The sequence below is a fragment of the Rhodococcus aetherivorans genome, from assembly GCF_025722975.1.
GTDB lineage: Bacteria > Actinomycetota > Actinomycetes > Mycobacteriales > Mycobacteriaceae > Rhodococcus > Rhodococcus aetherivorans.
This window is the reverse complement of sequence record NZ_CP106982.1, coordinates 4,025,440-4,051,835: the sequence shown is the minus strand read 5'-3', so window position 1 is coordinate 4,051,835 and position 26,396 is coordinate 4,025,440. Positions and strand designations below refer to the sequence as shown.

Annotated in this window: 24 protein-coding genes and 1 tRNA gene; 15 read left to right on the top strand and 10 right to left on the bottom strand. The window is 70.4% G+C overall.

The annotated features are described in order from the left end of the window. Nucleotides 1-195: 195 nt before the first annotated feature. Nucleotides 196-666 (top strand): hypothetical protein, encoded by a 471-nt coding sequence (locus OCS65_RS18290; RefSeq protein ID WP_263507395.1) that lies wholly within the window; start codon nucleotides 196-198, stop codon nucleotides 664-666. 348 nt (nucleotides 667-1,014) lie between these two features. Here OCS65_RS18290 and OCS65_RS29960 read toward each other — a convergent pair whose 3' ends face one another. The 4 genes from OCS65_RS29960 to OCS65_RS18275 all read right to left on the bottom strand — a co-directional run bounded on the left by OCS65_RS29960 (nucleotide 1,015) and on the right by OCS65_RS18275 (nucleotide 3,197). Continuing rightward, nucleotides 1,015-1,389 (bottom strand): PIN-like domain-containing protein, encoded by a 375-nt coding sequence (locus OCS65_RS29960; protein ID WP_420833208.1) that lies wholly within the window; start codon nucleotides 1,387-1,389, stop codon nucleotides 1,015-1,017. A 7-nt stretch (nucleotides 1,390-1,396) separates the two neighbouring features. Continuing rightward, nucleotides 1,397-2,071 carry a DUF433 domain-containing protein gene (locus OCS65_RS18285; protein WP_263507394.1) on the bottom strand — a complete coding sequence of 225 codons (675 nt, stop codon included), beginning with the start codon at nucleotides 2,069-2,071 and terminating at the stop codon, nucleotides 1,397-1,399. 300 nt (nucleotides 2,072-2,371) lie between these two features. Beyond that, nucleotides 2,372-2,596, bottom strand: coding sequence for a hypothetical protein (locus OCS65_RS18280; protein ID WP_263507393.1), 225 nt, complete (start codon nucleotides 2,594-2,596; stop codon nucleotides 2,372-2,374). A 184-nt stretch (nucleotides 2,597-2,780) separates the two neighbouring features. Continuing rightward, nucleotides 2,781-3,197 carry a hypothetical protein gene (locus OCS65_RS18275; RefSeq protein ID WP_263507392.1) on the bottom strand — a complete coding sequence of 139 codons (417 nt, stop codon included), beginning with the start codon at nucleotides 3,195-3,197 and terminating at the stop codon, nucleotides 2,781-2,783. A gap of 208 nt (nucleotides 3,198-3,405) precedes the next feature. Here OCS65_RS18275 and OCS65_RS18270 point away from each other — a divergent pair, with 208 nt between their 5' ends. Beyond that, nucleotides 3,406-3,948: a hypothetical protein gene (locus OCS65_RS18270; RefSeq protein WP_263507391.1), complete on the top strand. Its 543-nt coding sequence runs from the start codon at nucleotides 3,406-3,408 to the stop codon at nucleotides 3,946-3,948. Between the two features lie 101 nt (nucleotides 3,949-4,049). Here OCS65_RS18270 and OCS65_RS18265 read toward each other — a convergent pair whose 3' ends face one another. The 5 genes from OCS65_RS18265 to OCS65_RS18245 form a co-directional block, all read right to left on the bottom strand. Then, a complete protein-coding gene (locus tag OCS65_RS18265; protein ID WP_263507390.1) occupies nucleotides 4,050-4,214 on the bottom strand; it encodes a hypothetical protein in 165 nt (54 codons plus the stop codon). A 419-nt stretch (nucleotides 4,215-4,633) separates the two neighbouring features. After that, nucleotides 4,634-4,804, bottom strand: a complete 171-nt coding sequence (locus tag OCS65_RS18260; protein ID WP_263507389.1) for a hypothetical protein — start codon at nucleotides 4,802-4,804, stop codon at nucleotides 4,634-4,636. Next, a complete protein-coding gene (locus OCS65_RS18255) occupies nucleotides 4,801-4,926 on the bottom strand; it encodes a hypothetical protein (RefSeq protein ID WP_263507388.1) in 126 nt (41 codons plus the stop codon). The genes OCS65_RS18260 and OCS65_RS18255 overlap by 4 nt, the downstream gene beginning before the upstream one ends. 161 nt (nucleotides 4,927-5,087) lie before the next feature. Then, nucleotides 5,088-5,164, bottom strand: a tRNA-Arg gene (locus OCS65_RS18250). Between the two features lie 35 nt (nucleotides 5,165-5,199). Continuing rightward, on the bottom strand, nucleotides 5,200-5,922 hold the full coding sequence (locus tag OCS65_RS18245) for a dienelactone hydrolase family protein (RefSeq protein WP_185712687.1): 723 nt from the start codon (nucleotides 5,920-5,922) through the stop codon (nucleotides 5,200-5,202). 120 nt (nucleotides 5,923-6,042) lie between these two features. Between OCS65_RS18245 and OCS65_RS18240 the strand changes: the two genes are divergently transcribed. The 7 genes from OCS65_RS18240 to OCS65_RS18210 are packed head-to-tail and all read left to right on the top strand — an operon-like array spanning nucleotide 6,043 to nucleotide 14,894. Next, a complete protein-coding gene (locus tag OCS65_RS18240) occupies nucleotides 6,043-6,924 on the top strand; it encodes an FAD binding domain-containing protein (RefSeq protein ID WP_006946623.1) in 882 nt (293 codons plus the stop codon). A gap of 4 nt (nucleotides 6,925-6,928) precedes the next feature. Next, nucleotides 6,929-7,408 carry a (2Fe-2S)-binding protein gene (locus OCS65_RS18235; protein WP_006946620.1) on the top strand — a complete coding sequence of 160 codons (480 nt, stop codon included), beginning with the start codon at nucleotides 6,929-6,931 and terminating at the stop codon, nucleotides 7,406-7,408. Further along, entirely contained in the window at nucleotides 7,405-9,801 is a 2,397-nt protein-coding gene (locus tag OCS65_RS18230) for an aerobic carbon-monoxide dehydrogenase large subunit (protein ID WP_043798973.1), read from the top strand. Before OCS65_RS18235 ends, OCS65_RS18230 begins: the two co-directional genes overlap by 4 nt. 28 nt (nucleotides 9,802-9,829) lie before the next feature. Beyond that, entirely contained in the window at nucleotides 9,830-10,717 is an 888-nt protein-coding gene (locus OCS65_RS18225) for an XdhC family protein (RefSeq protein WP_006946618.1), read from the top strand. A gap of 25 nt (nucleotides 10,718-10,742) precedes the next feature. Beyond that, nucleotides 10,743-11,612 (top strand): AAA family ATPase, encoded by an 870-nt coding sequence (locus OCS65_RS18220; protein WP_006946617.1) that lies wholly within the window; start codon nucleotides 10,743-10,745, stop codon nucleotides 11,610-11,612. After that, complete coding sequence (locus tag OCS65_RS18215; protein WP_185712688.1) at nucleotides 11,609-12,829, top strand: vWA domain-containing protein; 1,221 nt, start codon at nucleotides 11,609-11,611, stop codon at nucleotides 12,827-12,829. Before OCS65_RS18220 ends, OCS65_RS18215 begins: the two co-directional genes overlap by 4 nt. A gap of 31 nt (nucleotides 12,830-12,860) precedes the next feature. After that, nucleotides 12,861-14,894, top strand: coding sequence for a cytochrome c oxidase assembly protein (locus OCS65_RS18210; RefSeq protein ID WP_006930510.1), 2,034 nt, complete (start codon nucleotides 12,861-12,863; stop codon nucleotides 14,892-14,894). On the opposite strand, the gene OCS65_RS18205 is transcribed toward OCS65_RS18210, so the two are convergent. Next, nucleotides 14,891-15,724 carry a tryptophan-rich sensory protein gene (locus OCS65_RS18205; protein ID WP_044475557.1) on the bottom strand — a complete coding sequence of 278 codons (834 nt, stop codon included), beginning with the start codon at nucleotides 15,722-15,724 and terminating at the stop codon, nucleotides 14,891-14,893. The genes OCS65_RS18210 and OCS65_RS18205 overlap by 4 nt on opposite strands. Before the next feature lie 98 nt (nucleotides 15,725-15,822). Between OCS65_RS18205 and OCS65_RS18200 the strand changes: the two genes are divergently transcribed. The 6 genes from OCS65_RS18200 (at nucleotide 15,823) to OCS65_RS18175 (ending at nucleotide 26,391) form a co-directional block, all read left to right on the top strand. After that, entirely contained in the window at nucleotides 15,823-16,950 is a 1,128-nt protein-coding gene (locus OCS65_RS18200) for an alpha/beta hydrolase family protein (protein WP_006930518.1), read from the top strand. Nucleotides 16,951-17,024: 74 nt separating this feature from the next. After that, complete coding sequence (locus OCS65_RS18195; RefSeq protein WP_044475560.1) at nucleotides 17,025-18,089, top strand: lipase family protein; 1,065 nt, start codon at nucleotides 17,025-17,027, stop codon at nucleotides 18,087-18,089. Between the two features lie 78 nt (nucleotides 18,090-18,167). After that, the gene (locus tag OCS65_RS18190; RefSeq protein ID WP_029543063.1) at nucleotides 18,168-19,295 is read left to right on the top strand and encodes a lipase family protein; all 1,128 of its coding nucleotides are present in this window, start codon (nucleotides 18,168-18,170) and stop codon (nucleotides 19,293-19,295) included. An 81-nt stretch (nucleotides 19,296-19,376) separates the two neighbouring features. Continuing rightward, nucleotides 19,377-21,050 (top strand): energy-dependent translational throttle protein EttA, encoded by a 1,674-nt coding sequence (gene ettA, locus OCS65_RS18185; protein ID WP_006930524.1) that lies wholly within the window; start codon nucleotides 19,377-19,379, stop codon nucleotides 21,048-21,050. Then, the gene (locus OCS65_RS18180; RefSeq protein ID WP_168579522.1) at nucleotides 21,043-21,459 is read left to right on the top strand and encodes an acyl-CoA thioesterase; all 417 of its coding nucleotides are present in this window, start codon (nucleotides 21,043-21,045) and stop codon (nucleotides 21,457-21,459) included. Before ettA ends, OCS65_RS18180 begins: the two co-directional genes overlap by 8 nt. A 108-nt stretch (nucleotides 21,460-21,567) precedes the next feature. Then, complete coding sequence (locus tag OCS65_RS18175) at nucleotides 21,568-26,391, top strand: NAD-glutamate dehydrogenase (RefSeq protein WP_006930528.1); 4,824 nt, start codon at nucleotides 21,568-21,570, stop codon at nucleotides 26,389-26,391. The last annotated feature ends 5 nt before the right edge of the window (nucleotides 26,392-26,396 follow it).

Below are 26,396 nucleotides of genomic sequence, written 5' to 3'. Positions count from 1 at the left end.
AAGGACCGCAGGTCGGAGGCCCTGACCCCACCCGGGGGGACCTCGAGCACCCCTCTCCCCGACCGCGGGGGAGGGCGCTGTATGGCGCGGAGGGTTCAAGATTTTCCGACGGGTGGGCCGTAACCGCCTCCTCCCACCATGCTGCAGCCCACTAGCCGGCGGTGCTGTCCGCGCCAGCCGCTACGGTTGAGCCTCGTGACTGATACATCGCAGCTCGACGCCGAATACCGCACCTTCGTGAAGCAGCTTCACGGTGACGCCGTACAGACGATCACGGACTTCACGATCTTCTGGGATCACTTCGAGGCTTACGTGATCAACGGCTCCGACATGGGGCGGACCGAGGAATCAGCTCAAGCCGAGGTTGATAAGTACCGGAGCAAGCATCATCCGCGGCTGCTCCGCCTTGCATTCGGGCATCCCGATCCCGAGGTTCGCTATCAGGCGGAACTTCTGGCACAGCGCATGACGCCTGCAAGCATCAGTGCAATCCGCGCTGAAGAGTCGAAGTCGGATTCGTACCGCAACGCTGCGCTCAACAACGGGCGGGAGTCGGTCGGGGCCTTACGGAAGGCGATCTACCATGCGCCGTTCCGCGACGCTCGTCCCGAGCCGGCCTATGACGGAAAGCGTCTTGCACCGGTGGACCCGATTCCGAAGGACTGAGGATCGGATTCCGGGCTGCTCAGCTCGAAAAACGATAACCCGGCGGGGCACTATCCCCAGCCGGGTTATTTTGTGCGGCACGTCCGAGGCGGCGCGACGCTGCCGGAGGAGTGATCACATGACACACGGAGGAGCCCGAAACCGTTCCGGCCCAACGGCTGACCCGAACTCTGCGTGCTCCGAAGCGCGGGGGAGAGGCCACAGCGGCGTGCTGTGGATGCAGCGGAGACGTGAATTTCTCGCCCGGTGACTCCGGCAGTGGACGGGTGCTGTTGAGGCGCCACACGCTGAAGCAGGTGGACGATTCACCCAGCTGCAAGGAGCTGCGCAAGATGTAATTCCGTGTGCTCAGATATCCCGCAATATGTCGCGCGGCGATACGCGCCAAAACGCTGGACCGGAGTGATCATGCAGGCGGCGAAGCGTCTGAAGGTGGCGGCCGAGGACTAGGCTTTTTGCCTCTTTGGTCAGATCGGCCCGGTGGTACGACAAGACTCGCGCACCGTGGCGCCGGACGGCTTCCGCCTCATGGGGTACTCGAGCAATCCGGAAGTTCTGGGTAAGAGCCAGCATGCCCTGCATACCGCTTTCCTGAATCCACTCAACGTCCGTGACCTTCTGGGCGTATCCCGGACCGTACAAATCGGCGAGCGTACGGTACTCAATTTCGAAGTGCTTGAGGGCCGCCCCGACACCGGCAGGAACACATCGGTCCAGCAACACAACCGGCTTACGCGACTTCCGTGAGCCACTTCGGGGCGACCTCAACGGCGTGCACCTCCTCGGCACTCAGGTCGTAGTCAGACGCGACAACCGCGGACGGTTCCCCAGCACGAAGGGCCCCGAGAACCGCAAAAACCGGTATTCGATTGCGTTCGAAGGACGGCCGACCTGCATTGAACCGTGGATCGATAGACAGTTCGACACCGTTCGTAAGCGAGATCTTGAACGCTTTCGGCTCGCGGTCGTCGTCGAGCTCGACGCGAGAGAGGTAATTCTGAATCACCTGTTCAATCGGCTGCTGTCCGTCCTCGATACGGAAGAGATCCCCGCGATCTCGGCGATATAGGTCGACTCCGTCCGTGAACAGCAGGGGGCGCGCAAGCACATAGGGATCGTTTAACTCCTCGCGGAGTTGTTCCGCCACTCGAGTCAGCTTCTGCATGGGGATGCCGGCTTTGCGCAGTGCTCGCATGGACCAGGTCTCGATGACGCCTACGAGCGGGACCGTGGGCCATCCGCGTTGGGAATTTTCGATCGTGTGCACGATGGCCGGCCGAGTTGCAGTAGGGCGAGTCCAGGCCCGCACGGTGTTGACCGGCATCTCGGCGAGCCGAGCCGCCTGGCTCGCGGTGCAAATGGGCGAGGTATAGCGAATGTCGGACTGACGCTGTTTCGCTGCCATCCGTGGCATCGCACCCCCTACATTCGCTCGTGTTGTCCGGATCACCCGGAGTATTGCATATCCGCGGAAGCCCATCTCGGTGGGTCGTTCGCCTGGCCAGCACGCGCCAGATGGTTCGTTGGCAGTCGTCGTAGGCATGTCCGGATGGACGAGTTCTCGATGCTGCAGCGGGACGCTAACTGACTCCCGGAATGCCATGGCTTCTGTGCCGGGCGATCGCCGTACGGGCGTCCTGTAGAAGGGCGGGTGCTGGACAGTGCCGCATTGTGTCCTCCGTAGGCTCCGCGGGAGAATTTCCAGCTAGGTGGTTTCGGCGTTGAAGGTGACGCCCTTTTTGGCGAGCTCGATCATGCGTTGGAGATGGGGCGCTGGGTCTTCGCTGGACAATGCGTTTCCGGAGGCTTTTCTGTACTCGGCGTAGACACCCCAGAGGGGTTGGCCCACAACTTCCGGCCCGGGAAGATTCGCGTCAACCCATCGCATGTAACCCGCGAGTGCCGTCTTTTCCCAATCTGACTCAGTCATTGACGTCCTTTCCGTTCGAGCACGATGATCATAGGGTCCTTCGCCGGACTTCTGGACCATATGGACTGTTGGATTCCGGTGCTGGGGTACGCGCTACGGCTACGAGGGTTGTCTGCTGGCGCGACTAATCTCCGTCTGCCACGCTCGGGCTCACAAGGGATTGTGCGTCCACTGCTGAGGCTGTCTACCCCGCTTCTATCCGTCCGCCGATCTTGGCCTTGACCGCTTCGCAGTCGGCCTCGCTGCCACAGTTGACCGTCCAGTTCGCCCCGATGAGCAATCCGTAGTCGATGCCGGCGCTCGCGAGCAGCTGATTGGTTCCGCGCTGGTTATCCATTTGCCGAGTGTCGGAGAAGATCGAGAGAACCATCTCCGTATCAAGCATCTGGCAGCGCCCGGCTTCGGTGGCGTACCTGGTGTTCTTGTCCATTGTGATGTCGCAGTTGAGGCCGCGTTCGCCGAAATCGTCGACCATCGCTTCGATTGATTCGTACTCCTGCATCCCGGAGAGCTTTTCTGGCTCGGACGGTTCGCTGCCTCCGAATCCGCAGGCAGCGACGACAAGCAGAGCGGGAGCGAACATGGCGCCGCGAAGTCTCATGCCCGAATCATCCCGTGATGCTCGATTCGTGTTACCCGTCGGAGTCTGCTGCAGGAACCGGCCGCTCAGGGTGCAAGTCGCGCGAAGTGGGGACCGGCGATATCGGTACGTCGATCGGGCACCCTGTTCCGCCGTCCGCCGGCAAGGCCGCTGCGGTTCCGAAACGTCCATCGTCATATGCGGCTGACACGCGCGAGATAATGCGTGTGTGCCTGTTGACCTGTGTTCGGTCGTGACTTCGGGTGTGGTCTCGGCATTAGTGGGTGGCGTCGTGTCGTGGATCACGGCCCGTCACGTTACGGTGCGCCAGGAGAGGGCGAGGACTGCCGAGCAGGCAAGACGGAAGCTGGCGGTGCTGATAGCGCCGAAATTGCGCGACATCATGCAATTCAACCGGGGCGAACTACCAACTATAGGTAGACGGCCTGACGACAAGAGCGTCCAAGGACAGGACCGCGAGTTCTGCGCTCAGATCCTGAAGATCGCGTCGGATCAGGGATGGTTCCGTCGTCGACGAGTGCTGCGCCTTTGCGAGAGGGTGTTCGGTTCCGAGACTGTGGAGCTTGCCAAGGAGTACGGCACCTCGGAGGGGATTCCAATCGTGGGAATCGGCGATCAGATCATCACGACGCGTTCGCCGCAAATCCCTCAGCCTGGTGGGGGACTGTTCGATCGGGCGCTGCGGAAGAAACCGGGCGATCCGCTGGTGAGGAAGTTGATTCGCGAATTGGATCGACTCTCCCGCTGTTGACCCTGGGACCGGAGGCGGACGCCATTGAGGGTTCATGCGACCGGGACGCGATATGTGAATGGACCCAGCCACCGGGGGTTGGGTCCATTCACCGTTTCCGACTACTCCGGGAACCTCACCAGTTCGGCGACGGGACGGCCGAGCTGCCGGGCGGCGAGAGCGATATCAGTAGCTGTGATGCCGAGTTCGGTGAGTTGCTCAGCTGTCCACCCGTCGGCCTCCGCGGTGAACTCGGTGGAGGTCGGACGGATTGCGTGCGTGTTCATGTACTTCCTGTTCGTTGTATGGGCACCGGAGTGCCGTGCGAAGCGGACGCCCTGCGGGCGGCTGTACCTAACCGTAAGGAGCACCCAAGGGTGCCGGTGTCGTTGTCCCCTCCCCCAAGGTCGCCCGGTAACCATGCCCCGATATACCGTCTCGGCCAGCACGAGTAGCCCCACGCCCTGATGAGCGTGCGGCTGTGCTGGACCCGGCCGGAGGTGTGCACTCCCGTGCGGTCGGGTGCCCCGCGCCGTTCGCGGGGACTAGGGATGGATCCCGGACCGTCTCGGTTCACGTCGGAGACGGCAGAAGCGACGTTGTGATGAAGGTTGCGTCTCGGCTACCGGAGCGGCCCGAGCACGCAAGCCCGGCTCACAGGGCCGACCAGGGCCTGGGGACCCTGGTCGACGCAGCGAGCCGGGTATCAGGCGGCGATGTGAAGCTCGTCGACGGGGATGCAGCACTCGAGTGCAGGGCAACCGTCGACGGGCTCGAGAATCACGGCTGCGCACCGCTGCGGGCCGTGCTGGTGGAAGTCGAGCACAAGCTCGACGCGCTCGAGGGGGCCGGCGGAGAGGGCCGTCGCGGCGCTCATGCGTGCCACCCGAGGGTGATCGCGGCATCGAGGACCGCGAGAGGCAAGCCGTAGACCAGGCCGAAGCCGAGGAGGATGGACAGCGCGAACTGTGCGCGCCGTACGATGACGGGACGGTTCATCGGAGGACCTTCCGATCGGGCCGAGGCCCTGGACGGTGTTCCCGCACTGACCAGGGCCGTTCTCTTGGGTGACGGAAGGCCGATCGGGCAATTCGATTGCCCGGAGATTGCACACCACCGCTGGTAAAGTGGCGGAAACCGCCGCTGAGCTGCGGTTTCTGTGGTGCCCCCGGCAGGACTCGAACCTGCGACCTAGAGATTAGAAGGCTCTTGCTCTATCCAGCTGAGCTACGGAGGCGCGGCCAGAATCTTAACCGTTCGCCGCGGCGGCCCTCACCGGCGGCCCGCGGCGAGGGTCTGCGCCATGAAGTTCAGCGCCTGCGGCCACGACAGGGCGTACGCGTCGGCGTTGACAGGGTTGCCGTGCCGGGCGCGGGTGCTGAAGCCGTGTTCGGCGCCGGGGTAGACGTGCACGATCGTCGCGCCCGAGGTGCGGGACAGCAGCGACCGCTGCAGGTCGGCGAACACGTCGGCCGTCATGATCGTGTCGGCGCCGGCGTGCAGCACCATCACCGGTGCGGCGATGCGCGCGGCGTCGGCGACGGTGTCGTGAGTGTGGTTCGCGGCCGGGACGGCCGGGATCGACGGATGGTAGGCGATCACGTTCGCAAGCCGCTCGTCGCGCGCGCCGGCGAGCAGCGCGAGGCGCCCGCCGAGGCAATAACCGAGCATGCCGACGCGTTCGGCGCCGAGCTCGCCCAGCAGGTGGTCGGTCAGCAGGCGGATCTCGGCGAGCGCGGCATCGTCGTCGAGGCCGTTCATGAGTTCGTAGAGGCGTTCCCTCGGGGTGTCGTCGGCGTTCGGGCCGTGGAACGGATCCCACACCAGCGCGGTGATCCCGGTGGCTGCGATGTCCTCGGCGTACGCGCGCACCTGCGCGCCGATTCCGGTGATCATCGGCAGCAGCACCATGCCCACGCCGCTGCCGTCCCGGGGCGCCGCGAGGTAGCCCTGCAGCGGCCCGACCGCGACGACGGAGGTGCGGATCTCGTTCATTCGGGCAGACGTCCTTCCGGCCGGGTGATTGCGTCCGAATCTATCGGGCGGCGAATCCGCCCGTCGCGCCGCAAGCGCGGGCATACACTCCGTAGGTAGCTGAAATGTGAGGTATGCCACATGCAAGTACCTTCGGCTTTCGAATACGAGCGCGCCACCGGCATCGATCACGCCATCGCACTCCTCGACGAACGCGGCGAGGAAGCCCGGGTCGTCGCGGGCGGGCACAGTCTCCTGCCGATGATGAAACTGCGGCTCGCCGCCCCCGAATGCCTGATCGACATCAACGACCTGGCCGGCGAGCTCGGCTACATCGCCGTCGAGCCCGACGTCGTGCGGATCGGCGCGCTGGCGCGGCACCGCGAACTCCTCGAAAGCGAGGCGCTCGCCGAGATCTTCCCGATCTTCCGCGACGCCGAACGGGTCATCGCCGATCCCGTCGTGCGCAACCGCGGCACGATCGGCGGGTCGCTGTGCCAGGCCGACCCCGCCGAGGACCTGTCCACCGTGTGCGACGTCCTCGACGCCTCGGTCGTGCTGCGCGGTCCGCACGGCAGCCGGACGCTGACGATGGACGAGTTCCATCTCGGCCCCTACGAGACGACCGCCGCCCCCAACGAACTGCTCGTCGAGGTCCGGCTGCCGCGACGGGGCCGCGGGTCGAGCGCCTACGCCAAGGTCGAGCGACGAACGGGGGACTGGGCGATCGCCGCGGCCGGCGCCGCCGTGTGGATGGGCGACGGGGCCATCGACGACGCCCGCGTCGGTCTCACCGCGCTCCGGGCGGACCCGCAGGCTTTGGCCGGCATCTCCGACCGGCTGCGCGGCGCGACACCGTCCGAGGACCTCTACCGCGAGGCCGGCGAACTCGCCGCCGCCGCCAGCGACCCGGTCGCGGACCAGCGCGGCACCGTCGACTACAAACGCCACCTCGCCGCGGAGCTCACGGTGCGCACCCTGCGGCGCGCCGTCGAGCGGCTCACCACCTCCGAAAGGGGTTGACCCGATGCGTGTTTCGATGACCGTCAACGGTGACGAGGTCAGTGCCGAGGTGGAACCGCGGCTGCTGCTCGTCCACTTCCTGCGCGATCACCTCGGCCTGACCGGCACGCACTGGGGCTGCGATACCAGCAATTGCGGCACCTGCGTCGTCGCGGTCGACGGCGAGCCCGTCAAGTCGTGCACCATGCTCGCCGTCATGGCGAGCGGCCACGACGTGCGCACGGTCGAGGGACTCGAGCGCGACGGCGTGCTCGACCCCGTGCAGGAGGGATTCATGCGCTGCCACGGGTTGCAGTGCGGCTTCTGCACCCCCGGCATGATGATCACCGCCCGGGCCCTGCTCGACCGCAACCCGGACCCCGACGAGCAGACCATCCGCGAGGCGATCTCCGGGCAGATCTGCCGCTGCACCGGCTACACCACCATCGTGCGGTCCATCCGCTGGGCCGCCGAGCACCCCGTCACCGAGAAGGCGCCGTCATGACCGCCGTCGACCCCACCCCCGAGCTGCTCGACACCGTCGACAACGACAAGAAGCCGTGCGGTCACGGGCGCATGCTGCGCAAGGAGGACCCGCGTTTCATCCGCGGCCACGGCCGCTTCGTCGACGACGTGCAGCTGCCGGGCATGCTGCACCTGGCGATCCTGCGCTCACCCGTGGCCCACGCGAAGATCCTCGGCATCGACACCACCGCCGCGCAGGCCCACCCGAAGGTGAGGGCCGTCGTCACCGGCGCCGACCTCGCGGACAAGGGCCTGGCATGGATGCCGACCCTGTCCAACGACGTCCAGGCCGTCCTCGCCACCGACAAGGTCCGCTTCCAGGGCCAGGAGGTCGCCTTCGTCGTCGCCGACGACCGCTACTCGGCGCGCGACGCCCTCGAGCTCATCGACGTCGAGTACGACATCCTCGACCCGGTCGTCGACGTCCGCCGCGCGCTCGCGCCCGAGGCGCCCGTGATCCGCACCGACCTCGAGGGCAAGACCGACAATCACTGCTTCGACTGGGAAACGGGGGACGCCGCCGCCACCGAGGCCGCGTTCGCGAAGGCCGACGTGATCGCCCGGCAGGAGATGGTCTATCCCCGCGTGCACCCGGCGCCCATGGAAACCTGTGGCGCCGTGGCCGATTACGACCGTATCAGCGGCAAGCTCACGCTCTGGTCGACCAGTCAGGCGCCGCACGCCCACCGCACCCTCTACGCCCTCGTCGCCGGTCTGCCCGAACACAAGATCCGGGTGATCGCCCCGGACATCGGCGGCGGGTTCGGCAACAAGGTGCCCATCTATCCCGGGTACGTCTGCGCGATCGTCGCCTCGCTCGTGACCGGCAAGCCGGTCAAGTGGATGGAGGACCGCAGCGAGAACCTGGTGAGCACCGGCTTCGCGCGCGACTACGTGATGGTCGGCGAGATCGCCGCGACCCGGGAGGGAAAGATCCTCGCGATCCGCACCCAGGTCCTCGCCGACCACGGCGCGTTCAACGGCACCGCCGCCCCGGTGAAGTACCCGGCCGGGTTCTTCGGGGTGTTCACCGGCAGCTACGACATCGAGGCCGCCTACTGTCACATGACCGCCGTCTACACCAACAAGGCGCCCGGCGGCGTGGCCTACGCGTGCTCGTTCCGCATCACCGAGGCCGTCTACCTCGTCGAGCGGCTCGTGGACTGCCTCGCCTACGACCTCGAGCTGGATCCGGTGCAGCTGCGGCTACGGAATCTGCTTCGCCCCGAACAGTTCCCGTACACGAGCAAGACCGGTTGGAAATACGACTCCGGCGACTACGAAACCACCCTGCGCAAGGCCGTGGAGATGGTCGGCTACGACGAACTGCGCCGCGAGCAGGCCGAACGCCGCGCGCGTGGCGAGCTGATGGGCATCGGCGTGGCGTTCTTCACCGAGGCCGTCGGCGCCGGCCCCCGCAAGGACATGGACATCCTCGGCCTCGGCATGGCCGACGGCTGCGAACTGCGCGTGCACCCCACCGGCAAGGCGGTGGTGCGACTGTCGGTACAGACCCAGGGGCAGGGCCACGAGACCACGTTCGCGCAGATCGTCGCCGAGGAACTGGGCATCCCACCCGAGGACATCGACGTCGTGCACGGTGACACCGACAACACCCCGTTCGGTCTCGGCACGTACGGCAGCCGGTCCACCCCGGTCTCCGGCGCGGCCGCCGCCCTCGTCGCCCGCAAGGTGCGCGACAAGGCCCGGATCATCGCCTCCGGCATGCTCGAGGTGTCCGTCGCGGACCTCGACTGGGTCAAGGGCGCCTTCCACGTCAAGGGCGATCCGACCGCGTCGGTGACCATTCAGGACATCGCGATGCGGGCGCACGGCGCCGGCGATCTGCCCGAGGGCGTCGAGGGCGGACTCGAGGCGCAGATCTGCTACAACCCCGAGAATCTCACCTACCCGTACGGGGCGTACTTCTGCGTCGTCGACATCGATCCCGGGACGGCGGAGGTGACGGTGCGCCGGTTCCTCGCCGTCGACGACTGCGGCACCCGCATCAACCCGATGATCATCGAGGGGCAGGTGCACGGCGGGATCGTCGACGGCATCGGCATGGCACTGATGGAGATGATCGAGTTCGACGAGGACGGTAACTGCCTCGGCGGCTCGCTCATGGACTACCTGATCCCCACGGCGATGGAGGTGCCCCACTTCGAGACCGGCTTCACCGTCACCCCGTCGCCGCACCACCCGATCGGCGCGAAGGGCATCGGCGAGTCTGCGACCGTCGGCTCGCCGCCCGCGGTGGTCAACGCCGTCGTCGACGCGCTGCGCCCCTTCGGGGTGCGGCATGCCGACATGCCGCTGACCCCGTCGCGGGTGTGGGAGGCGATGCAGGGCCGGCCCACCCCGCCGATCTGACCGACCGGCCCGAACCAGGGAGAGCCACATGGATCTGACGGTGCGCGCCGCGGAACTGACCCGCCGGCGACGGGCGTTCGTCCGCGCCACGGTGGTGCGCGCCCAGCGGCCGACGTCCGCCCGCGCCGGCGACTGCGCGCTGGTGCTCGACGACGGCACGATCGAGGGCTTCGTCGGCGGCCAGTGCACCGAGACCTCGGTGCGCGACGCCGCGCGGCAGGCCCTGAACACGGGGGAGAGCATCCTGCTGCGGGTCCTGCCCGGCGCGACGCAGACCTTCCCGGACACTCCGGGGGCGACCGTCGCGGTCAACCCGTGCCTGTCCGGCGGCGCGACGGAGATCTTCCTCGAGCCGCAACTGCCCACCCCGATCCTCGTCGTCTCCGGGTCGACGCCGGTGGCCGAGGCCGTCGCGGACATCGCCGCGCGGCTCGACTTCGCCGTCACCCGCCCCGGCCCGGGCGCCGCCCCCGACGCCGACGCCACCGCCGTCGTCGTCGCGAGCCTCGGCGGCGAGGAGGCCGGGATGATCCGGGCCGCCCTCGACGCCGGCATCGGCTACGTCGGCCTCGTCGCCAGCCGGCGGCGCGGCGCCGACGTGCTCGCGCAGGCCGAGGTGCGCCCCGACGAACGGGCCCGCGTGCACACCCCCGCGGGTCTCGACATCGGTGCGCGCACCGCCGCGGAGATCGGGCTGTCGATCGTCGCCGAACTGGTGCAGGCGATCCGCCGCGAGAGCCTCGGTGCGCCCGTCGCGCCGGCCGCGCCGCCGCACACCGCGGTGGACCCCGTGTGCGGGATGACCGTCACCGTCACCGCCGACACCCCGCACCTGACCGACGCCGGCACGGACGTGTGGTTCTGCTGCCCGGGCTGCCGCCGCACCTACCAGAAGGAACACGCCGCGTGTTCGTGACGGGACCGGCCCCGGGAGCCGGCCGATGAGCGTGTTCGGCGGCGTCGACGATGTCATCCGCCGGTTCGACGACCAGGATTACCTGCTCGACGAGGGCACCGCCACCGCCCTGTACCTCGCGGTGGAGCTCGGCCGGCCGCTGCTGCTCGAGGGCGAGCCCGGCGTCGGCAAGACCACGGCCGCCAAGGCCCTCGCCGCCGCCGTGGGCACCGAGCTGATCCGGCTGCAGTGCTACGAGGGCCTCGCCGCGAGCGAGGCCCTCTACGACTGGAACTACCAGCGGCAACTGCTCGCGATCCGGCTCGCCGAGACCCGGGGTGAGAGTCTGAGCGAGGCCGACCTCTACACCGAGGAGTTCCTGCTCGAGCGGCCGGTGCTGCGCTGCGTGCGGCACCGCGGCCCCACCGCGCCGGTACTGCTCATCGACGAGATCGACCGGGCCGACGACGAGTTCGAGGCGCTGCTGCTCGAGTTCCTCGGCGAGTTCTCCGTCACGATCCCCGAACTGGGCACCCTCACCGCCGCGCGGCCCCCGATCGTCGTGCTCACCTCCAACCGCAGCCGAGACCTGCACGACGCTCTGCGCCGGCGCTGCCTCTACCACTGGATCGACTACCCGGACCGGGACCGCGCCGTCGCGATCCTGCGCCGCACCGTCCCCGCCGCGAACCTCGCGCTCGTCGAATCGGCCGCCGACTTCGTCGCCTCCGTGCGCCGGCTGGACCTGGACAAGGCGCCGGGCATCGCCGAGACCATCGACTGGGTGTCCGCGCTCGTCGCGCTCGGGGTGGGGGATCTGGTCCACCCGGGCGCGGTGGCGACGCTGACCGCGCTCGCCAAGACCCCCGACGACCGGACCACGATCCGTGCCGAGTACGAGGAGTACCGGGCGTGAGCACCGCGCTGCTGCTGCGCGGCGTCGACCTCGCCGCGTTCACCGTGGCGCTCACCGACCGGTTGCGCCGCGCCGGCGTGCCCGTCGCCGCGACCGCCGCCGCGACCTTGGTGCGGGCGCTGCGGCTGTACCCGCCGCGCACCCGCAGCCGGCTGTACTGGACCGCGCGGGTGGCCCTCGTCGATCGGCAGGACGCGCTCGCGGCATTCGACGCCGTGTTCGCCGAGGTCTTCGACCACCAGGTCCTCGCCGTCGACCCGCACGCCCGCCGCACCGGCCCCGACGGGACGGTCGGTGCCGGCGACGCCGTCGTGCAGGGTGCGGCGCCGAACCCGGCGCCGGCGTCGCCGCAGCCGGGCGTGCCGTGGCACACCCGCAGGCCGCGCCGGTCCGGCGAACCGCCCGAGACGGTCCGGCCCGGGCCGTGGGCCCCGAGCCCCGTCGAGATCCGCGCCGACCAGCCGTTCGCCGACCTGCGGCCCGAGGACCTGCGCACCCTGGGACAGTGGCTCGAGCAGGCCCGGGTGCGCTGGCCGCGGCGCCTCGGCCGCCGCCGCATGCCGCACCACCACGGCCGCCTCGACGTGCGCGCCACCCTCGACGCGTCCCGGCACACCGGGTTCGAACTGGTGCGCCTGCGCCGCGCCCGCCCGATCCGCCGTCCGCGCCGGATCGTGGTGCTGTGCGACGTGAGCCGCTCCATGCACGGCTACGCCGACATCTACCTGCACCTGATGCGGGCCGCGGTGCGCGCCGGCGACGCCGAGGTGTTCGCGTTCTCCACGAGCCTGACCCGGCTCACCGCGACCCTGGCGCACCGCTCCGCCGAGCACGCGGTCGCCCGCGCCAACGACACGGTCGTCGACCGCTACGGCGGCACCCACATCGCCGGCAGCCTCGAGGCGTTGCTCGCCTCCCACCACGGCAACCTGCTGCGCGGCGCCGTCGTGTTCGTCGCCTCCGACGGGTGGGACAGCGACCATCCGCAGGCCCTCGGCCGGGCCGTCGCGCGGGTGCGCCGCCGCGCGCACCGGCTGATCTGGCTGAACCCGCGGGCCGGCCGGCCCGGGTACCGTCCCGAGACCGGGCCGATGGCGGCGGCGCTGCCGCACTGCGACGCCCTGCTGGCGGCCGACACCCTCGATGCCCTGCGCGCGGTGTTCGATCTCGACCCGGCCGCCGGCCGGGTGGCGCACGTCTCCGACGGCCCGTCGTAGCGGCGCTCGTCGAGGTCCTACCCTGTTAGGTATGGCATCACCCGAGCTCGCGTCGGCCGCGCCGACGTCCTCGCCGCCGGCCGGGCGGCGCAACACGTCGGCACTGTACGTCCTCCTCGGGCTCGTCGCCGCGGTCGTCGCGCCGATCGTGGTCGGCCTGTCCGCCGCGCAGGCGCTGGTGCTGCTGGGCATCCCCGACCCCGGTCCGCTCACTACCTACGGGCTGCCCGCGGTGCGGGCGATCGCGGAGGTCGCGGCCGTCGCCGCGGTCGGTTCGCTGTTCTTCGCCGCGTTCCTGGTACCGCCGCAGCGCAGCGGGGTGCTCGACGTGGACGGCTACCGGGCCGTGCGCACCGCGGGCGCCGCCGCCCTGATCTGGGCGTTCTGCTCGGCGGTGCTGGTGCCGCTGACCCTGTCCGACACATCCGGGCAGCCGCTGGCCGAGGCGCTGAAGCCGGAGAACCTGTGGGGTGCGATCGGGCAGATCGACACCGCGCTCGCGTGGGCGTGGACGGCGGCGCTCGCCCTGATCCTGGCGGTGCTGATCCGCGCCGCGGTGCGCTGGTCGTGGGTGCCGTACCTGCTCCTGCTGTCCCTGGTGACGCTGATGCCGCTGGCCCTGACGGGGCACTCGTCGTCGGGCGGATCGCACGACATGGCCACCAACAGCCTGGTGCTGCACCTGGTCGCGGCGGCGGTGTGGGCGGGCGGCCTGTTCGCCCTGCTCGCCCACGGGTGGCGCCGCGGCGCGCACACCGACCTCGCCGCCCGCCGGTTCTCGTTCGTCGCCGGGGTGGCCTTCGCGGTGATGGCCCTGAGCGGCATCGTCAACGCCGCGGTGCGGCTGCCGGCCGACGAGTTGCTCACCAGCACCTACGGCCGGCTCGTCCTGGCCAAGGCGCTGGCGCTGATCGCCCTGGGCGCCCTCGGATGGATGCAGCGGCGCCGCGCGCTGCCCGCGCTCGAGGCGAACCCCGACGACCGGGGCGCGCTTGTCCGGTTCGCGGCCGTCGAGGCCGTCATCCTGGCCGCCACCGTCGGACTGGCCGTGGGGCTGGGCCGTACCCCGCCGCCCCCGCCGGCGACGGTGCCGTCGCTGCTCGAGGTGGAGCTGGGCTACAACCTGGACGGCCCCCCGACGGTCGGCACCCTCTTCTTCGGCGCGTGGCGCTTCGACCTGATCTTCGGCACGATCGCCCTGGTTCTCGCGGTCGGCTACGCGATCGGGCTGTGGACGCTGCGCCGGCGCGGCGACAGCTGGCCCGTCGGCCGGTCGATCGCCTGGTTCTCCGGCTGCTTCGTGCTGCTGGTCGCCACGTCGTCGGGCGTGGGCATGTACTCGCCGGCGATGTTCAGCGTGCACATGGGCGCCCACATGGCGATGTCGATGCTGGCGCCCGTGCTGCTCGCCCTCGGCGGGGCGATGACCCTGGCGCTGCGGGCCTTCAAACCGGCGGGCCGCGACGGCTACCCCGGCCCGCGTGAATGGCTCCTGGCGTTCCTGCACAGCCCGCCGTCGCGGTTCTTCACCCATCCGGTCGTCGCGTCGGTGATGTTCGTCGGCGGCTTCTACGCGCTGTACCTGGGCGGGATCTTCGAGGCCAACGCCGACAGTCACGCCGCGCACGTGCTGATGAACCTGCACTTCCTGATGAGCGGCTACCTGTTCTACTGGGTCGTGATCGGCGTGGACCCGTCGCCGCGCGACGTGACGCCGGTGACGAAGCTGGCGATGGTGTTCGGCTCGCTGCCGTTCCACGCGTTCTTCGGTGTGACCCTGATGAGCATGGGCACGGTGATGGCCGAGTCCTACTACCGCGGTCTCGGCCTGGCCTGGAACAGCGACCTGTTCGCCGACCAGAAGGTGGGCGGCAGCATCGCCTGGTCGGCCGGGGAGATCCCGCTGGTGCTGGTGATGCTGGCCCTGCTGGTGCAGTGGTCGCGCAGCGACGAGCGCACCGCGCGACGGGTGGACCGCGCCGCCGAGCGGGACGACGACGCCGATCTCGCCGCCCACAACGCGATGTTCGCCGAGCTGGCGCGGCGGGACCGCGAGGGCCACTAGGGCCGCCGGCGCCGCGCGGTCTCGGTGCGCAGTCGCACGCCGACCGCGGAGAGCAGCGCGACGGCCGCCGCGCCGCCGGCCGCGACGGCGGCCGGGGTGGAGGTGAAGCCGGTGTCGCCGCTGCGGGCCACCGCGATCCACACCAGCCCCCACGCCATGGCCGCGGCGACGGCGAGCCGCCCGTGCCCGGCGACGGCGAGGAGCACCGACACCGCGGCGACCACGACCAGGACGAGCACCGCCCAGGTGTCGGCGCCCAGCGCGAACGGGTCGACCTCCGCGGCGCGCAGCGCCGCCGCGGTGTTCGCGACCGTGGCCACCGCCACCCAGCCCAGGTACAGGAACATGGTGCCGTCCACGACGACGCCCTCGAGGCGGGACGACGGCGCGGTGCGGGTCAGGCCGAGGAAGATCCGGACCAGCACGGCCAGCAGCGCGGCGATGACCGCGACGCTGACCGCGAGCAGTTCGAGCTGCACGACGAGGATCCACGCGGCGTTGAGCAGCATCGACGCGGCGATCCACCGGCCGAGCGTCCGCTGGCGAGGGTCGGCGTGGTGCGCGGGCAGGGCCTGCCACACCGCGAGCGCCAGCAGGCCCAGGTAGATCACCGACCAGATCGAGAACGCCGGACCGCCCGGCGCCACCGCCGTCGCGTCGGCGGACAGCGCCCCACCGGCCACCTCGGAGATCGGTGTGCCCACCACGGCCCCGGATCCCAGGAAGGAGACGGCGACCGCGGTGATCGCCGACACGGCGACGCCTGCGACGCGGAGCCGGTCGGCGGAGGTGGCCTGGGGTCGCGTCGAGCTCGCCGGGGAAGTCGTCATCCCCGGAAGATGCCCGGCGTCGCCGTGTCCGAAACGTCCCGTCCGTTCGGGCTCGGCTGTTAACTTGAGCGCCTGGCACCGACGACGGAAGGAGTGCGATGAGGGGTACGGGGTGGCGGCTGCGGGCGCTCGCGTGCATCGGCGCCGTGGCGGCCGGGCTGGTCGTGCCCGCGACGGCCGGCGCGCAGCCCGCGCCCGGCGAGGTGGTCGCGGTCGAGTCACTGCCCGGTGCGCTGTCGGTGCCGGGTGCGGCCACGGCCGAGCGGCTGACCTTCCGCACCCAGTGGCGGTCCGGTGCGGAGACCACCGCGTCGGGTGTCCTGTACCTGCCGCCCGGCCAGGCCCCCGCGGGCGGCTGGCCGGTCGTGTCGTGGGCGCACGGCACCGTCGGCATCGGCGACGACTGCGCCCCGTCGCGCAACCCGCGCAGCGACCGCGACCGGGGGTACCTCGGGCACTGGTTGTCCCAGGGCTACGCCGTGGTCGCCTCCGACTATCCCGGCCTGGGCGGCGACGGCCTGCACACGTATCTCGACGGGCCGAGCGCCGCGAACAGCGTCGTCGACGTCGTCCGGGCCGCCCGCGCCGCCGAGCCCTCGCTGTCGAACCGGTGGATCGTGATCGGCCAGTCGCAGGGCGGTCACGCCGCCCTGCACACCGCGCGCCTGGCCACGACGCGGGCGCCGGAACTCGACTTCCGCGGCATGATCGCCACCGGCGCGCCGTCGAACCTCGAGACGGTGTTCCCGTTCGGCGGTCCCGGCTTTCCGGATCTGGGCCTGGACGGCACCACCGTGTTCCTGTCCTACGTCCTGGCCGGCCTGCGGGTCGCGCGGCCCGACCTGGACGTGAACAGCTACCTCACCCCGGTCGGGCGGGACGTCGTCGACGACGCCGAACGGCTCTGCTACGCCGACCTCGGCGACCGCGTCCGCGGCATCGGCGTGGGGGAGATCCTCGCCCGCCCGCTCGGCGACGACCGCATGCGTGCCGCGCTCGCCGACTACATGGGGGTGCCCACCCGCGGCTACGATCGGCCGCTGTTCCTCGGTCAGGGGCTGCGGGATCAGGTCGTGCCGGCGCCGCTGTCGTTCAAGCTCGTCGCCGACCTGTGGTCCGGGGGCACGAACGTCGACTACCGCACCTACCCCAACGGGCATTCCGAGACCATGTTCGACGCCCTGCCGGCCACCACGCCGTTCGCGGCGACATTGCTCGGCAGGTAGAGCAGAGGGGTTGCGCCGTGAGCAGGTGGGGAGTGCGCCGGTCGCTGTGGGCGGCCTGCGCGTCGGTGGCCGTGATGTGCCCGGCCGTCGCGGTCGCCGAACCCGTGCCCGGCGCGGTGATGTCGGTGGAACCGTTGCCGGCCGAACTCTCCGTGCCCGGTGCCGTGGTCGCCGAGCGGCTCACCTACCGGACCCAGTGGCGGTCCGGCGTCGCCGCCGTCGGCACGGGGGTGCTGTTCCTGCCGCCGGGTGAGGCACCCGACGGAGGCTGGCCGGTCGTGTCGTGGGCGCACGGCACCGTCGGCATCGGCGACGACTGTGCGCCGTCGCGCAACCGGCGCATCGAACGGGAGCGGCGGTATCTCGCGCACTGGCTGTCGCAGGGCTACGCGGTGGTGGCCGCCGACTATCCCGGCCTCGGTACCGAGGGCCTGCACACGTATCTCGACGGGCCCACCGCCGCGAACAGCATCGTCGACGTCGTCCGCGCCGCCCGGGCCGCCGAGCCGTCGCTGTCGCAGCGGTGGGTGGTCGTCGGCCAGTCGCAGGGCGGGCACGCGGCGCTGCACACCGCGCGCCGGGCCACGGCGCGCGCGCCGGAGCTCGACTTCCGCGGCGCGGTCGCCACCGGTGCGCCGTCCAACCTCGAGCTGCTGTTCCCGTTCGGGGTGCCCGGCTTCCCCGACCTCGACCTCGACGGGCTCGTCTCGTTCAGCGCCTACATCATGGCCGGGCTGCGGGCGGCACGCCCCGACCTCGACGTGAACAGCTACCTCACGCCCGTCGGACGCGATCTCGTCGACGCCGCCGAGTACCTCTGCTATGGGGATCTCGAGGACCGCGCCGCCGACGTGGATGTGGGGCAGTTGCTGTCCCGGCCGCTGGGCGACGACCGGATGCGGGCCGCGCTCGCCGACTACCTCGGTGTCCCGACCCGCGGTTACGACCGGCCGCTGTTCGTCGGCCAGGGATTGCGGGACCGGATGGTTCCCGCGCCGCTGTCGTTCAAGCTCGTCGCCGACCTGTGGGCCGGTGGCGCCGACGTCGACTACCGCACCTATCCGGACGACCACTTCGCCACCCTCTTCGCCGCGCTCCCGGACACGACACCGTTCGTGGCCGCCCGATTCGTCCGGTAACGCGGGACGGCCGGCGACCGACGTGCGAGGTGGCGCATGCCGACGATCGGCACGCCCCTCGGACGAGCGGAGGACTTCATGGGCCGGAACAGACGGTGGCGACGGGCGCTGGGCGCGATCGGCGCGGTGCTGGCGGGCGTGCTCGCCCCGTCCGTCGCGGCCGCCGACCCCGCGCCGGGCGCGATCGTGTCGGTCGAGCCGCTGCCGGCCGAGATGTCGGTGCCGGGTGCCGCGGTCGCCGAGCGGCTCACCTACCGCACCGAGTGGCGCTCCGGCGCTCCGGCCGTCGGCACCGGCGTGCTGTTCCTCCCGCCGGGGCCGGCCCCGGCGGGCGGCTGGCCGGTGGTGTCCTACGCGCACGGCACCGTCGGCATCGCCGACGGCTGCGCCCCGTCGCGGCACCCGTGGTCCGATCTCGAGCGTCCGTACCTCGAGCATTGGCTCGCCCAGGGCTACGCCGTCGTCGCGGCCGACTATCCGGGCCTGGGCACCGAGGGCGTCCACCCGTATCTCGACGGGCAGAGCGCCGCCAACAGCGTCGTCGACATCGTGCGCGCGGGCCGTGCCGCCGAGCCGTCGCTGTCGCAGCGCTGGGTCGTCGTCGGCCAGTCCCAGGGCGGGCACGCGGCGCTGCACACCGCGCACCGGGCCTCGTCGCGGGCCCCGGAGCTCGACTTCCGCGGCACCGTCACCACCGGGGCGCCGTCCAACCTCGAGCAACTGTTTCCCATGGGCGGACCCGGATTCCCGGATCCGGGCTTCGAGGGTCTGGTGGCCTTCAGTTCCTACATCTTCGCCGGGCTCCGCGCCGCCCAGCCCGACCTGGATGTGAACAGCTACCTGACCCCGACCGGGCGAAAGTTCGTCGACGCGGCCGAACAGCTCTGCTACAACGAGCTGAACGCGCTCGCCGACGGGGTGCGGGTGGGCGAGCTGGCGGCGCTGCCGCTGTCCGCGGGCCGGTTCCCCGCCGTGTTCGCCGACTACCTCGGCGTCCCGACGAGCGGGTACGACCGGCCGGTGTTCCTCGCCCAGGGCATCCACGACACGATGGTTCCGGCGCCGCTGTCGGCCAAGCTCGCAGCCGACCTGCGGGCGGGGGGCGCCGACGCCGACTACCGGGTGTACGTGGCCGGGCACAACACGACCATGACCCGGTCCCTGCCCGACACCACCCCGTTCGTGGCGCGGCTGTTCGGGTCGTAGCCGGCCCGCTCCCGGGTCCCGCCGGGCGGGCCCGGTCGTCCGGGATGTGGGTTCTGCGGGTCCGCCCGATACGCTGGACCTATGGCGGAGTTCATTTACACGATGAAGAAGGTGCGCAAGGCGCACGGTGACAAGGTCATTCTCGACGACGTCACCATGAGCTTCTACCCGGGTGCCAAGATCGGTGTGGTCGGACCGAACGGCGCGGGCAAGTCGTCCATCCTCAAGATCATGGCCGGGTTGGACCAGCCCAGCAACGGCGAGGCCTTCCTCGACCCGGAAGCCTCCGTCGGCATCCTGCTGCAGGAACCGCCGCTCAACGAGGAGAAGACCGTCCGCGGCAACGTGGAGGAGGGTCTCGGCGAGATCAAGGTCAAGCTCGACCGGTTCAACGAGATCGCCGAGCTGATGGCGACCGACTACTCCGACGAGCTGATGGAGGAGATGGGCAAGCTCCAGGAGGAACTCGACCACGCCAACGCCTGGGACATCGACTCGCAGCTCGAGCAGGCCATGGATGCCCTGCGCTGCCCGCCGCCGGACGAGCCGGTCACCCACCTCTCCGGCGGTGAGCGCCGCCGCGTCGCCCTGTGCAAGCTGCTGCTGAGCAAGCCCGACCTGTTGCTGCTCGACGAGCCCACCAACCACCTCGACGCCGAGTCGGTGCTGTGGCTCGAGCAGTTCCTCGCGAGCTACCCGGGCGCCGTCCTCGCCGTCACCCACGACCGGTACTTCCTCGATCACGTCGCGCAGTGGATCTGCGAGGTCGACCGCGGCAAGCTGCACCCGTACGAGGGCAACTACTCCACCTACCTGGAGAAGAAGGCCGAGCGCCTCGAGGTGCAGGGCAAGAAGGACCAGAAGCTGCAGAAGCGCCTCCGGGAGGAGCTCGAGTGGGTCCGGTCCGGCGCCAAGGCGCGCCAGACCAAGAGCAAGGCCCGTCTGGCCCGCTACGAGGAGATGGCCGCCGAGGCCGAGAAGTTCCGCAAGCTGGACTTCGAGGAGATCCAGATCCCGACACCGCCGCGCCTGGGCGACGTCGTGGTCGAGGTCGACCACCTCGACAAGGGATTCGAAGGCCGCGTGCTGATCAAGGACCTGTCGTTCACGCTGCCGCGCAACGGCATCGTCGGCGTGATCGGTCCCAACGGTGTCGGCAAGACCACCCTGTTCAAGACCATCGTCGGCCTCGAGAAGCCCGACTCGGGCACCGTGAAGGTCGGCGACACCGTCAGGCTGAGCTACGTCGACCAGTCCCGCGCGAACATCGACCCCAACAAGACGGTGTGGGAAGTGGTTTCGGACGGACTCGACTACATCGAGGTCGGCCAGAACGAGATGCCCTCGCGCGCGTATGTCAGCGCCTTCGGGTTCAAGGGCCCGGACCAGCAGAAGAAGGCCGAGGTGCTCTCCGGTGGTGAGCGCAACCGCCTGAACCTGGCACTGACCCTCAAGGAGGGCGGCAACCTGATCCTGCTCGACGAGCCGACCAACGACCTCGACGTCGAAACCCTGAGCTCGCTCGAGAACGCGCTGCAGAAGTTCCCCGGCTGCGCCGTCGTGATCTCCCACGACCGCTGGTTCCTCGACCGCACCTGCACCCACATCCTCGCGTGGGAAGGCAACGTCGAGGAGGGCAAGTGGTTCTGGTTCGAGGGCAACTTCGAATCGTACGAGGCCAACAAGGTCGAGCGGCTCGGGGCGGAGGCGGCGCGTCCGCACCGCGTCACCCACCGGAAGCTCACCCGTGACTGAGCCGGGGCAGAAGACCTTCACCTGCACGCTGGAGGTCCGCTGGGCCGACTCCGACCGTCTCGGGCACGTGAACAACACGAAGTTCGTGGAGTACATGCAGGAAGCCCGGATCAAGTTCCTGCAGAGCGGCCCGTTCGCGCGCGGCGCCGTGGTGGTGCGGAAGATGGACGTGGAGTTCCTGCGTCCGCTCAAGGACGACTCCGGCCCGATCACCGTCGCCATCTCGGTACTGCACGTGGGCAACAGCTCGTACACCCTGCGGCACGTGATCACCGACGTGCAGGGCAATCCGTGCGGCTCCGGGGACGCGGTGCTCGTCGGGTTCGACCCGCGCACGGAGACCTCCCGGCCGCTGTCCGCCGAGGAGCGGGCGGTTCTCGAGGAGTACGTCGCCGCGCCGGTCGCCTGACCACCCGGCGCGGGATTCCCCCCTCACACCCGGCGCCGCGGATAGGCTCGAACCAGAGCCTGTCCGCGGCGCTGCCGGTTTCCGGCGGCGAATGAGGGAGTGAGCACCATGGCCGAGTCCGCCACACCCCAGGGGGTTTCGTCGAACCGGCGCGGTGAGCTCTCGGCGGCCGCGCTCGAGGACGTCTACCGCCGCTACGCGGACACCCTCGACGCCCCCGATCCGGCCCTGTCCGCCCACCTGGACCTCGGCCGCGAGCGGAGTGCCGACGCCGTCCTGACCCGCGTCTACCGGCCCGGCGATCGGTGGGGCGTCGGCGCCGCCCTGCAGATCGTCACCGACGACATGCCGCTGCTCGTCGAATCCGTCATCGCGCTGCTGACCCGGCTCGGCGTCGCCATCCGCGAACTCGTCCATCCCGTCGTGTCCGTCCGGCGCGACGAGGACGGACGCCTGCTCGAGATGGTGGCCGACACCACGCCCCCGCACGGCTTCGTCGCGGAGTCGTGGATTCACGTCCAGCTGCACCCGGCCACCTCCGAGGCCACCCTCGACACCGTCGGCACCGAGATCGGCGGTGTGCTCGCCGACGTGCGGCAGGTCGGGGCCGACACCGCCGCGATGCTCGCCCGCGAACGCGATCTCGCCGTCGAACTCGACGCGCTCGCCGAGAACCCGCCGCCGCGGCACGCCGCGGAGGAGTTGCGGGAGACGGCGGCGCTGCTGCGCTGGCTCGCGCGTGGCAACTACACCGTCCTCGGTTACCGGCGCTACGACATCGTCGCCGACGCCTCCGGGACGCGGCACGCCCGCGCCGTGCCCGGCAGTGGTCTCGGGGTGCTGCGTTCCGACCTCGCCGCCGACGACGTGATCGACATGTCGGCGACCGTCGAGGCCACCGACCGGCCGCTGCTGGTGCTCACCCAGGCGTCCCTGCCTGCCACGGTGCACCGCTCGGTGTACCCGTACTTCGTGGGCGTTGCCGTCCTCGGCCCGGACGGTCGCGTCGTCGGCGAGCACCGGTTCCTCGGTGTGCTGGCCGTGACCGCGCTGCACGAGAACGTGCTCGACATTCCCGTGCTGGCGCGCCGGGTCCGGGAGGTGGTGGCCCGCGCCGGCGTGGAACTGTCGTCCTTCACCGGACAGGCGATGCTCGAGGTGCTGCAGGCGCTGCCCCGGGTGGAACTGTTCTCCGCCGACACCGACACCCTCTACGAGACCGTCACCGCGGTGGTCGCGATGCGCCGGCAACTGCGGTTGTTCCTGCGGGTCGACCCCTACGGCCGCTTCGTCTCGTGCCTGATCTACCTGCCCCGCGACCGCTACAACACACGGGTCCGGGTCGCGATGCAGCAGATCCTGATGCGCGAGTACGGCGGGGGTTCCATCCACTACACCGCCCGGGTCACGGAGGGCGACCTGGCGCTGCTGCACGTGACCATCCGGACCCCGCCGGGACAGGCCCTGCCGCGGATCGACACCTCCGAGGAGAATCGCCTGCGCATCCAGGCCCTGCTCACCGAGGCCAGCCGCAGCTGGGACGACCACCTCGCCGACCTGGCCGCCACCGACCACACCGTCGATCCCGTGCTGGTGCAGCGCTACGCGGAGGCGCTCCCCGACGGTTACAAGGAGGACTTCGACGCCGTCCGGGCGCTGGCCGACATCGCCCGCCTCGAGGCACTGCGCGACGGCAGCATCGACCTGCTGCTGTACCGGCCCCCCGGCGCCGACCCGCGCCGGTGGCGCTTCACGCTCTACATCGGCAGCGAGGGCATCACCCTCAGCCAGGTGCTGCCGGTGCTGCAGAGCCTCGGCGTCGAGGTGCTCGACGAGCGCCCGTACCAGATCATCCGCGCCGACCGGATGAGCTGCTGGATCTACGATTTCGGCCTGGTCCTGCCCGTCGACCTCGAACCCGACCCGAGGGTGACCACCCGTGTCACCGCGGCGTTCGCCGCCGTGTGGCACGGGCTCTCGGAGCCGGACCGGTTCAACGAACTGGTCCTGCGGGCCGGGCTGGGCTGGCGGCAGGCCATGATGCTGCGCGCCTACGCGAAGTACCTGCGGCAGGCCGGCTTCCCCTACAGTCAGTACCACATCGAAGGTGTGCTGCTCGCCGACCCGGACACCACCGCGCTGCTCGCCGAACTGTTCGAGGCGATGTTCGACCCCGACGAGGCGTCCGCCGACCGCGAGCAGGACGCCGCCGCCGAACTGGTCGGCCGGATCGACGCCGTCGTCAGCCTCGACGCCGACCGGATCCTGCGCGGTCTCTTCGGCCTCATCCGGGCGACGTTGCGCACCAACTACTTCGTGTCCGGCGACGACGGGGCCGTCGCGCTCTCGCGCGCCGACGCCGCGCCCGCCCGGGTCCTGTCGTTCAAGCTCGACCCGACCCGCATCAACGAACTGCCCCAGCCGCGACCGAAGTTCGAGGTGTTCGTCTACGCACCCGACGTCGAGGGTGTGCACATGCGCTTCGGCTCCGTTGCCCGCGGCGGCCTGCGCTGGTCGGACCGGCGCGAGGACTTCCGCACCGAGATCCTCGGGCTCGCCAAGGCCCAGGCCGTGAAGAACGCCGTCATCGTCCCCGTCGGTGCCAAGGGGGGCTTCGTGGTCAAGCGCCCCGTCGCGCCGACCGGGGACGCGGCCGCCGACCGGCAGGCGGTGCGCGCGCAGGGGGAGGCCTGCTACCGGCGGTTCATCGCGGGCCTGCTCGACGTCACCGACAACCTCGACCGCGCCCGCGGCGTGGCCGTGCCGCCACCGCGGGTGGTCCGCCGCGACGGGGACGACACGTACCTCGTGGTCGCCGCGGACAAGGGCACCGCCACCTTCTCCGACCTCGCCAACGAGGTCGCCCGCGAGTACGGGTTCTGGCTCGGCGACGCCTTCGCCTCCGGCGGATCGGCCGGCTACGACCACAAGGCGATGGGCATCACCGCGCGCGGCGCGTGGGAGAGCGTCAAGCGGCACTTCCGCGAACTGGGCGTCGACACGCAGAGCGAGGACTTCACGGTCGCCGGCGTCGGCGACATGAGCGGCGACGTGTTCGGCAACGGCATGCTGCTGAGCACCCACATCCGGTTGGTGGCCGCGTTCGACCACCGGCACATCTTCCTCGACCCCCACCCGGAGCCCGCCGCCTCGTACGCCGAGCGGCGCCGCCTGTACGACCTGCCCCGCTCGTCGTGGGCCGACTACGACGCGGACCTGATCAGCACCGGCGGCGGGGTGTGGGAGCGCTCGCTCAAGTCCGTCCCGCTCAGCCCCCAGGCCCGTAGCGTGCTCGGACTCGACGACGACGTCACCGAGCTCTCGCCCCCCGAACTGATCCGCGCCATCCTCCGGGCGCCGGTGGACCTGCTGTGGAACGGGGGGATCGGCACCTACATCAAGGCCGCCACCGAAACCGACGCAGACGTTGGCGACAAGGGCAACGACGCGGTCCGCGTCGACGGCGCCACCGTCCGCGCCCGGGTGGTCGGGGAGGGCGGCAACCTCGGCGTCACCCAGCGCGGCCGCATCGAGTACGCCCGGGCCGGCGGCAAGATCAACACCGACGCGATCGACAACTCCGCCGGTGTCGACTGTTCCGACCACGAGGTCAACATCAAGATCCTGCTCGACTCGATGGTCACCGCCGGCGCCCTCACGTCCACCGACCGCAACCCGCTGCTCGAATCCATGACCGAGGAGGTCGGGCGAATCGTTCTGAAGGACAACATGTCCCAGAACAATCTGCTCGGCTACTCCCGCACCGGCGCGCCCACGATGCTCGGGGTGCACCAGCGGCTGATCGCCGACCTCGTCGCCGAACGCGGTCTCGACCGTTCCCTCGAGGCACTGCCCGGCGACGCCGAGATCGAGCGGCGCCGCCTCGAAGGGGAGGGACTCACCTCCCCGGAGCTGTCCACCCTGCTCGCCCACGTCAAGCTCGCACTCGCCGACGACCTGCTCGACACCGACCTGCCCGACAGCGACACCTTCGCCGGCCGGCTGCCCGGGTACTTCCCGCGGCAACTGCGCGAACCCTTCCGCACCGGCATCAAGTCCCACCCGCTGCGCCGGCAGATCGTCGCGACGATCCTCGCCAACGAGACCGTCGACAACGGCGGGATCACCTACGTCTACCGGCTCTCGGAGGAGGCCGGCGCGTCGAGCACCGACGCCATCCGCGCCTACGCTGCCGTCACCGAGATCTTCGGCCTGCCCGGCCTGTGGGCGCGCATCCGCGCGGCCGACACGACCGCGGCCGTCGCCGACGACCTGCTGCTCGAATCGCACCGCGTCCTCGACCGGGCGTCGCGGTGGCTGCTGTCGAACCGGCCGCAACCCCTGGCCGTCGGTGCCGAGATCAGCCGGTACCGCGCGATGTTCGCGCGGCTCGCGCCGCGCGTGGAGGAGTGGATGCAGGGCCACCACGTACAGGACCTGAAGGAACGCGCCGAGCCGCTGCTCGCGCGTGGCGCCCCGGAGGAGCTGACGTGGGACGTGTTCCGCCTCCTCGACCAGTTCCCGCTGCTGGACGTCATCGACATCGCCGACATCGCCGAACGCGACGAGGCCGAGGTCGCCGAGCTGTACTACGCGATGGACGCGCACATGGGGATCGACTGGCTGCTGTCCGCGGTCACGGCCCTCGAGCGCGGCGACCGGTGGCACTCGCTGGCCCGGCTCGCCCTGCGCGACGAACTGTACGGTTCGCTGCGCACGCTCACCCTCGACGTGCTCGGCACCGCCGAACCCGGCGAGAGCACCCGCGAGATGATCGAGGACTGGGAGCTGACCAACGGCTCGCGGCTCGGGCGGGCGAGGTCGGCGCTCGAGGAGATCTTCCTGTCTGGAAATCTGGACCTCGCGACGCTGTCCGTGGCGGCGCGTCAGGTCAGGAGCATGGTGCGCGCCGGCGCACCCGACAGGAGGTAGGCAGT

Bases quoted from the DNA above. Each gene is read 5' to 3' on its own strand.
- OCS65_RS18285 (WP_263507394.1), bottom strand. From the start codon at position 2,071: ATGGCAGCGAAACAGCGTCAGTCCGACATTCGCTATACCTCGCCCATT.
- OCS65_RS18280 (WP_263507393.1), bottom strand. From the start codon at position 2,596: ATGACTGAGTCAGATTGGGAAAAGACGGCACTCGCGGGTTACATGCGA.
- OCS65_RS18275 (WP_263507392.1), bottom strand. From the start codon at position 3,197: ATGAGACTTCGCGGCGCCATGTTCGCTCCCGCTCTGCTTGTCGTCGCT.
- OCS65_RS18265 (WP_263507390.1), bottom strand. From the start codon at position 4,214: ATGAACACGCACGCAATCCGTCCGACCTCCACCGAGTTCACCGCGGAG.
- OCS65_RS18260 (WP_263507389.1), bottom strand. From the start codon at position 4,804: ATGAGCGCCGCGACGGCCCTCTCCGCCGGCCCCCTCGAGCGCGTCGAG.
- OCS65_RS18255 (WP_263507388.1), bottom strand. From the start codon at position 4,926: ATGAACCGTCCCGTCATCGTACGGCGCGCACAGTTCGCGCTGTCCATC.
- OCS65_RS18245 (WP_185712687.1), bottom strand. From the start codon at position 5,922: ATGAACGAGATCCGCACCTCCGTCGTCGCGGTCGGGCCGCTGCAGGGC.
- OCS65_RS18240 (WP_006946623.1), top strand. From the start codon at position 6,043: ATGCAAGTACCTTCGGCTTTCGAATACGAGCGCGCCACCGGCATCGAT.
- OCS65_RS18235 (WP_006946620.1), top strand. From the start codon at position 6,929: ATGCGTGTTTCGATGACCGTCAACGGTGACGAGGTCAGTGCCGAGGTG.
- OCS65_RS18230 (WP_043798973.1), top strand. From the start codon at position 7,405: ATGACCGCCGTCGACCCCACCCCCGAGCTGCTCGACACCGTCGACAAC.
- OCS65_RS18225 (WP_006946618.1), top strand. From the start codon at position 9,830: ATGGATCTGACGGTGCGCGCCGCGGAACTGACCCGCCGGCGACGGGCG.
- OCS65_RS18220 (WP_006946617.1), top strand. From the start codon at position 10,743: ATGAGCGTGTTCGGCGGCGTCGACGATGTCATCCGCCGGTTCGACGAC.
- OCS65_RS18210 (WP_006930510.1), top strand. From the start codon at position 12,861: ATGGCATCACCCGAGCTCGCGTCGGCCGCGCCGACGTCCTCGCCGCCG.
- OCS65_RS18205 (WP_044475557.1), bottom strand. From the start codon at position 15,724: ATGACGACTTCCCCGGCGAGCTCGACGCGACCCCAGGCCACCTCCGCC.
- OCS65_RS18200 (WP_006930518.1), top strand. From the start codon at position 15,823: ATGAGGGGTACGGGGTGGCGGCTGCGGGCGCTCGCGTGCATCGGCGCC.
- OCS65_RS18195 (WP_044475560.1), top strand. From the start codon at position 17,025: ATGTGCCCGGCCGTCGCGGTCGCCGAACCCGTGCCCGGCGCGGTGATG.
- OCS65_RS18190 (WP_029543063.1), top strand. From the start codon at position 18,168: ATGGGCCGGAACAGACGGTGGCGACGGGCGCTGGGCGCGATCGGCGCG.
- ettA (WP_006930524.1), top strand. From the start codon at position 19,377: ATGGCGGAGTTCATTTACACGATGAAGAAGGTGCGCAAGGCGCACGGT.
- OCS65_RS18175 (WP_006930528.1), top strand. From the start codon at position 21,568: ATGGCCGAGTCCGCCACACCCCAGGGGGTTTCGTCGAACCGGCGCGGT.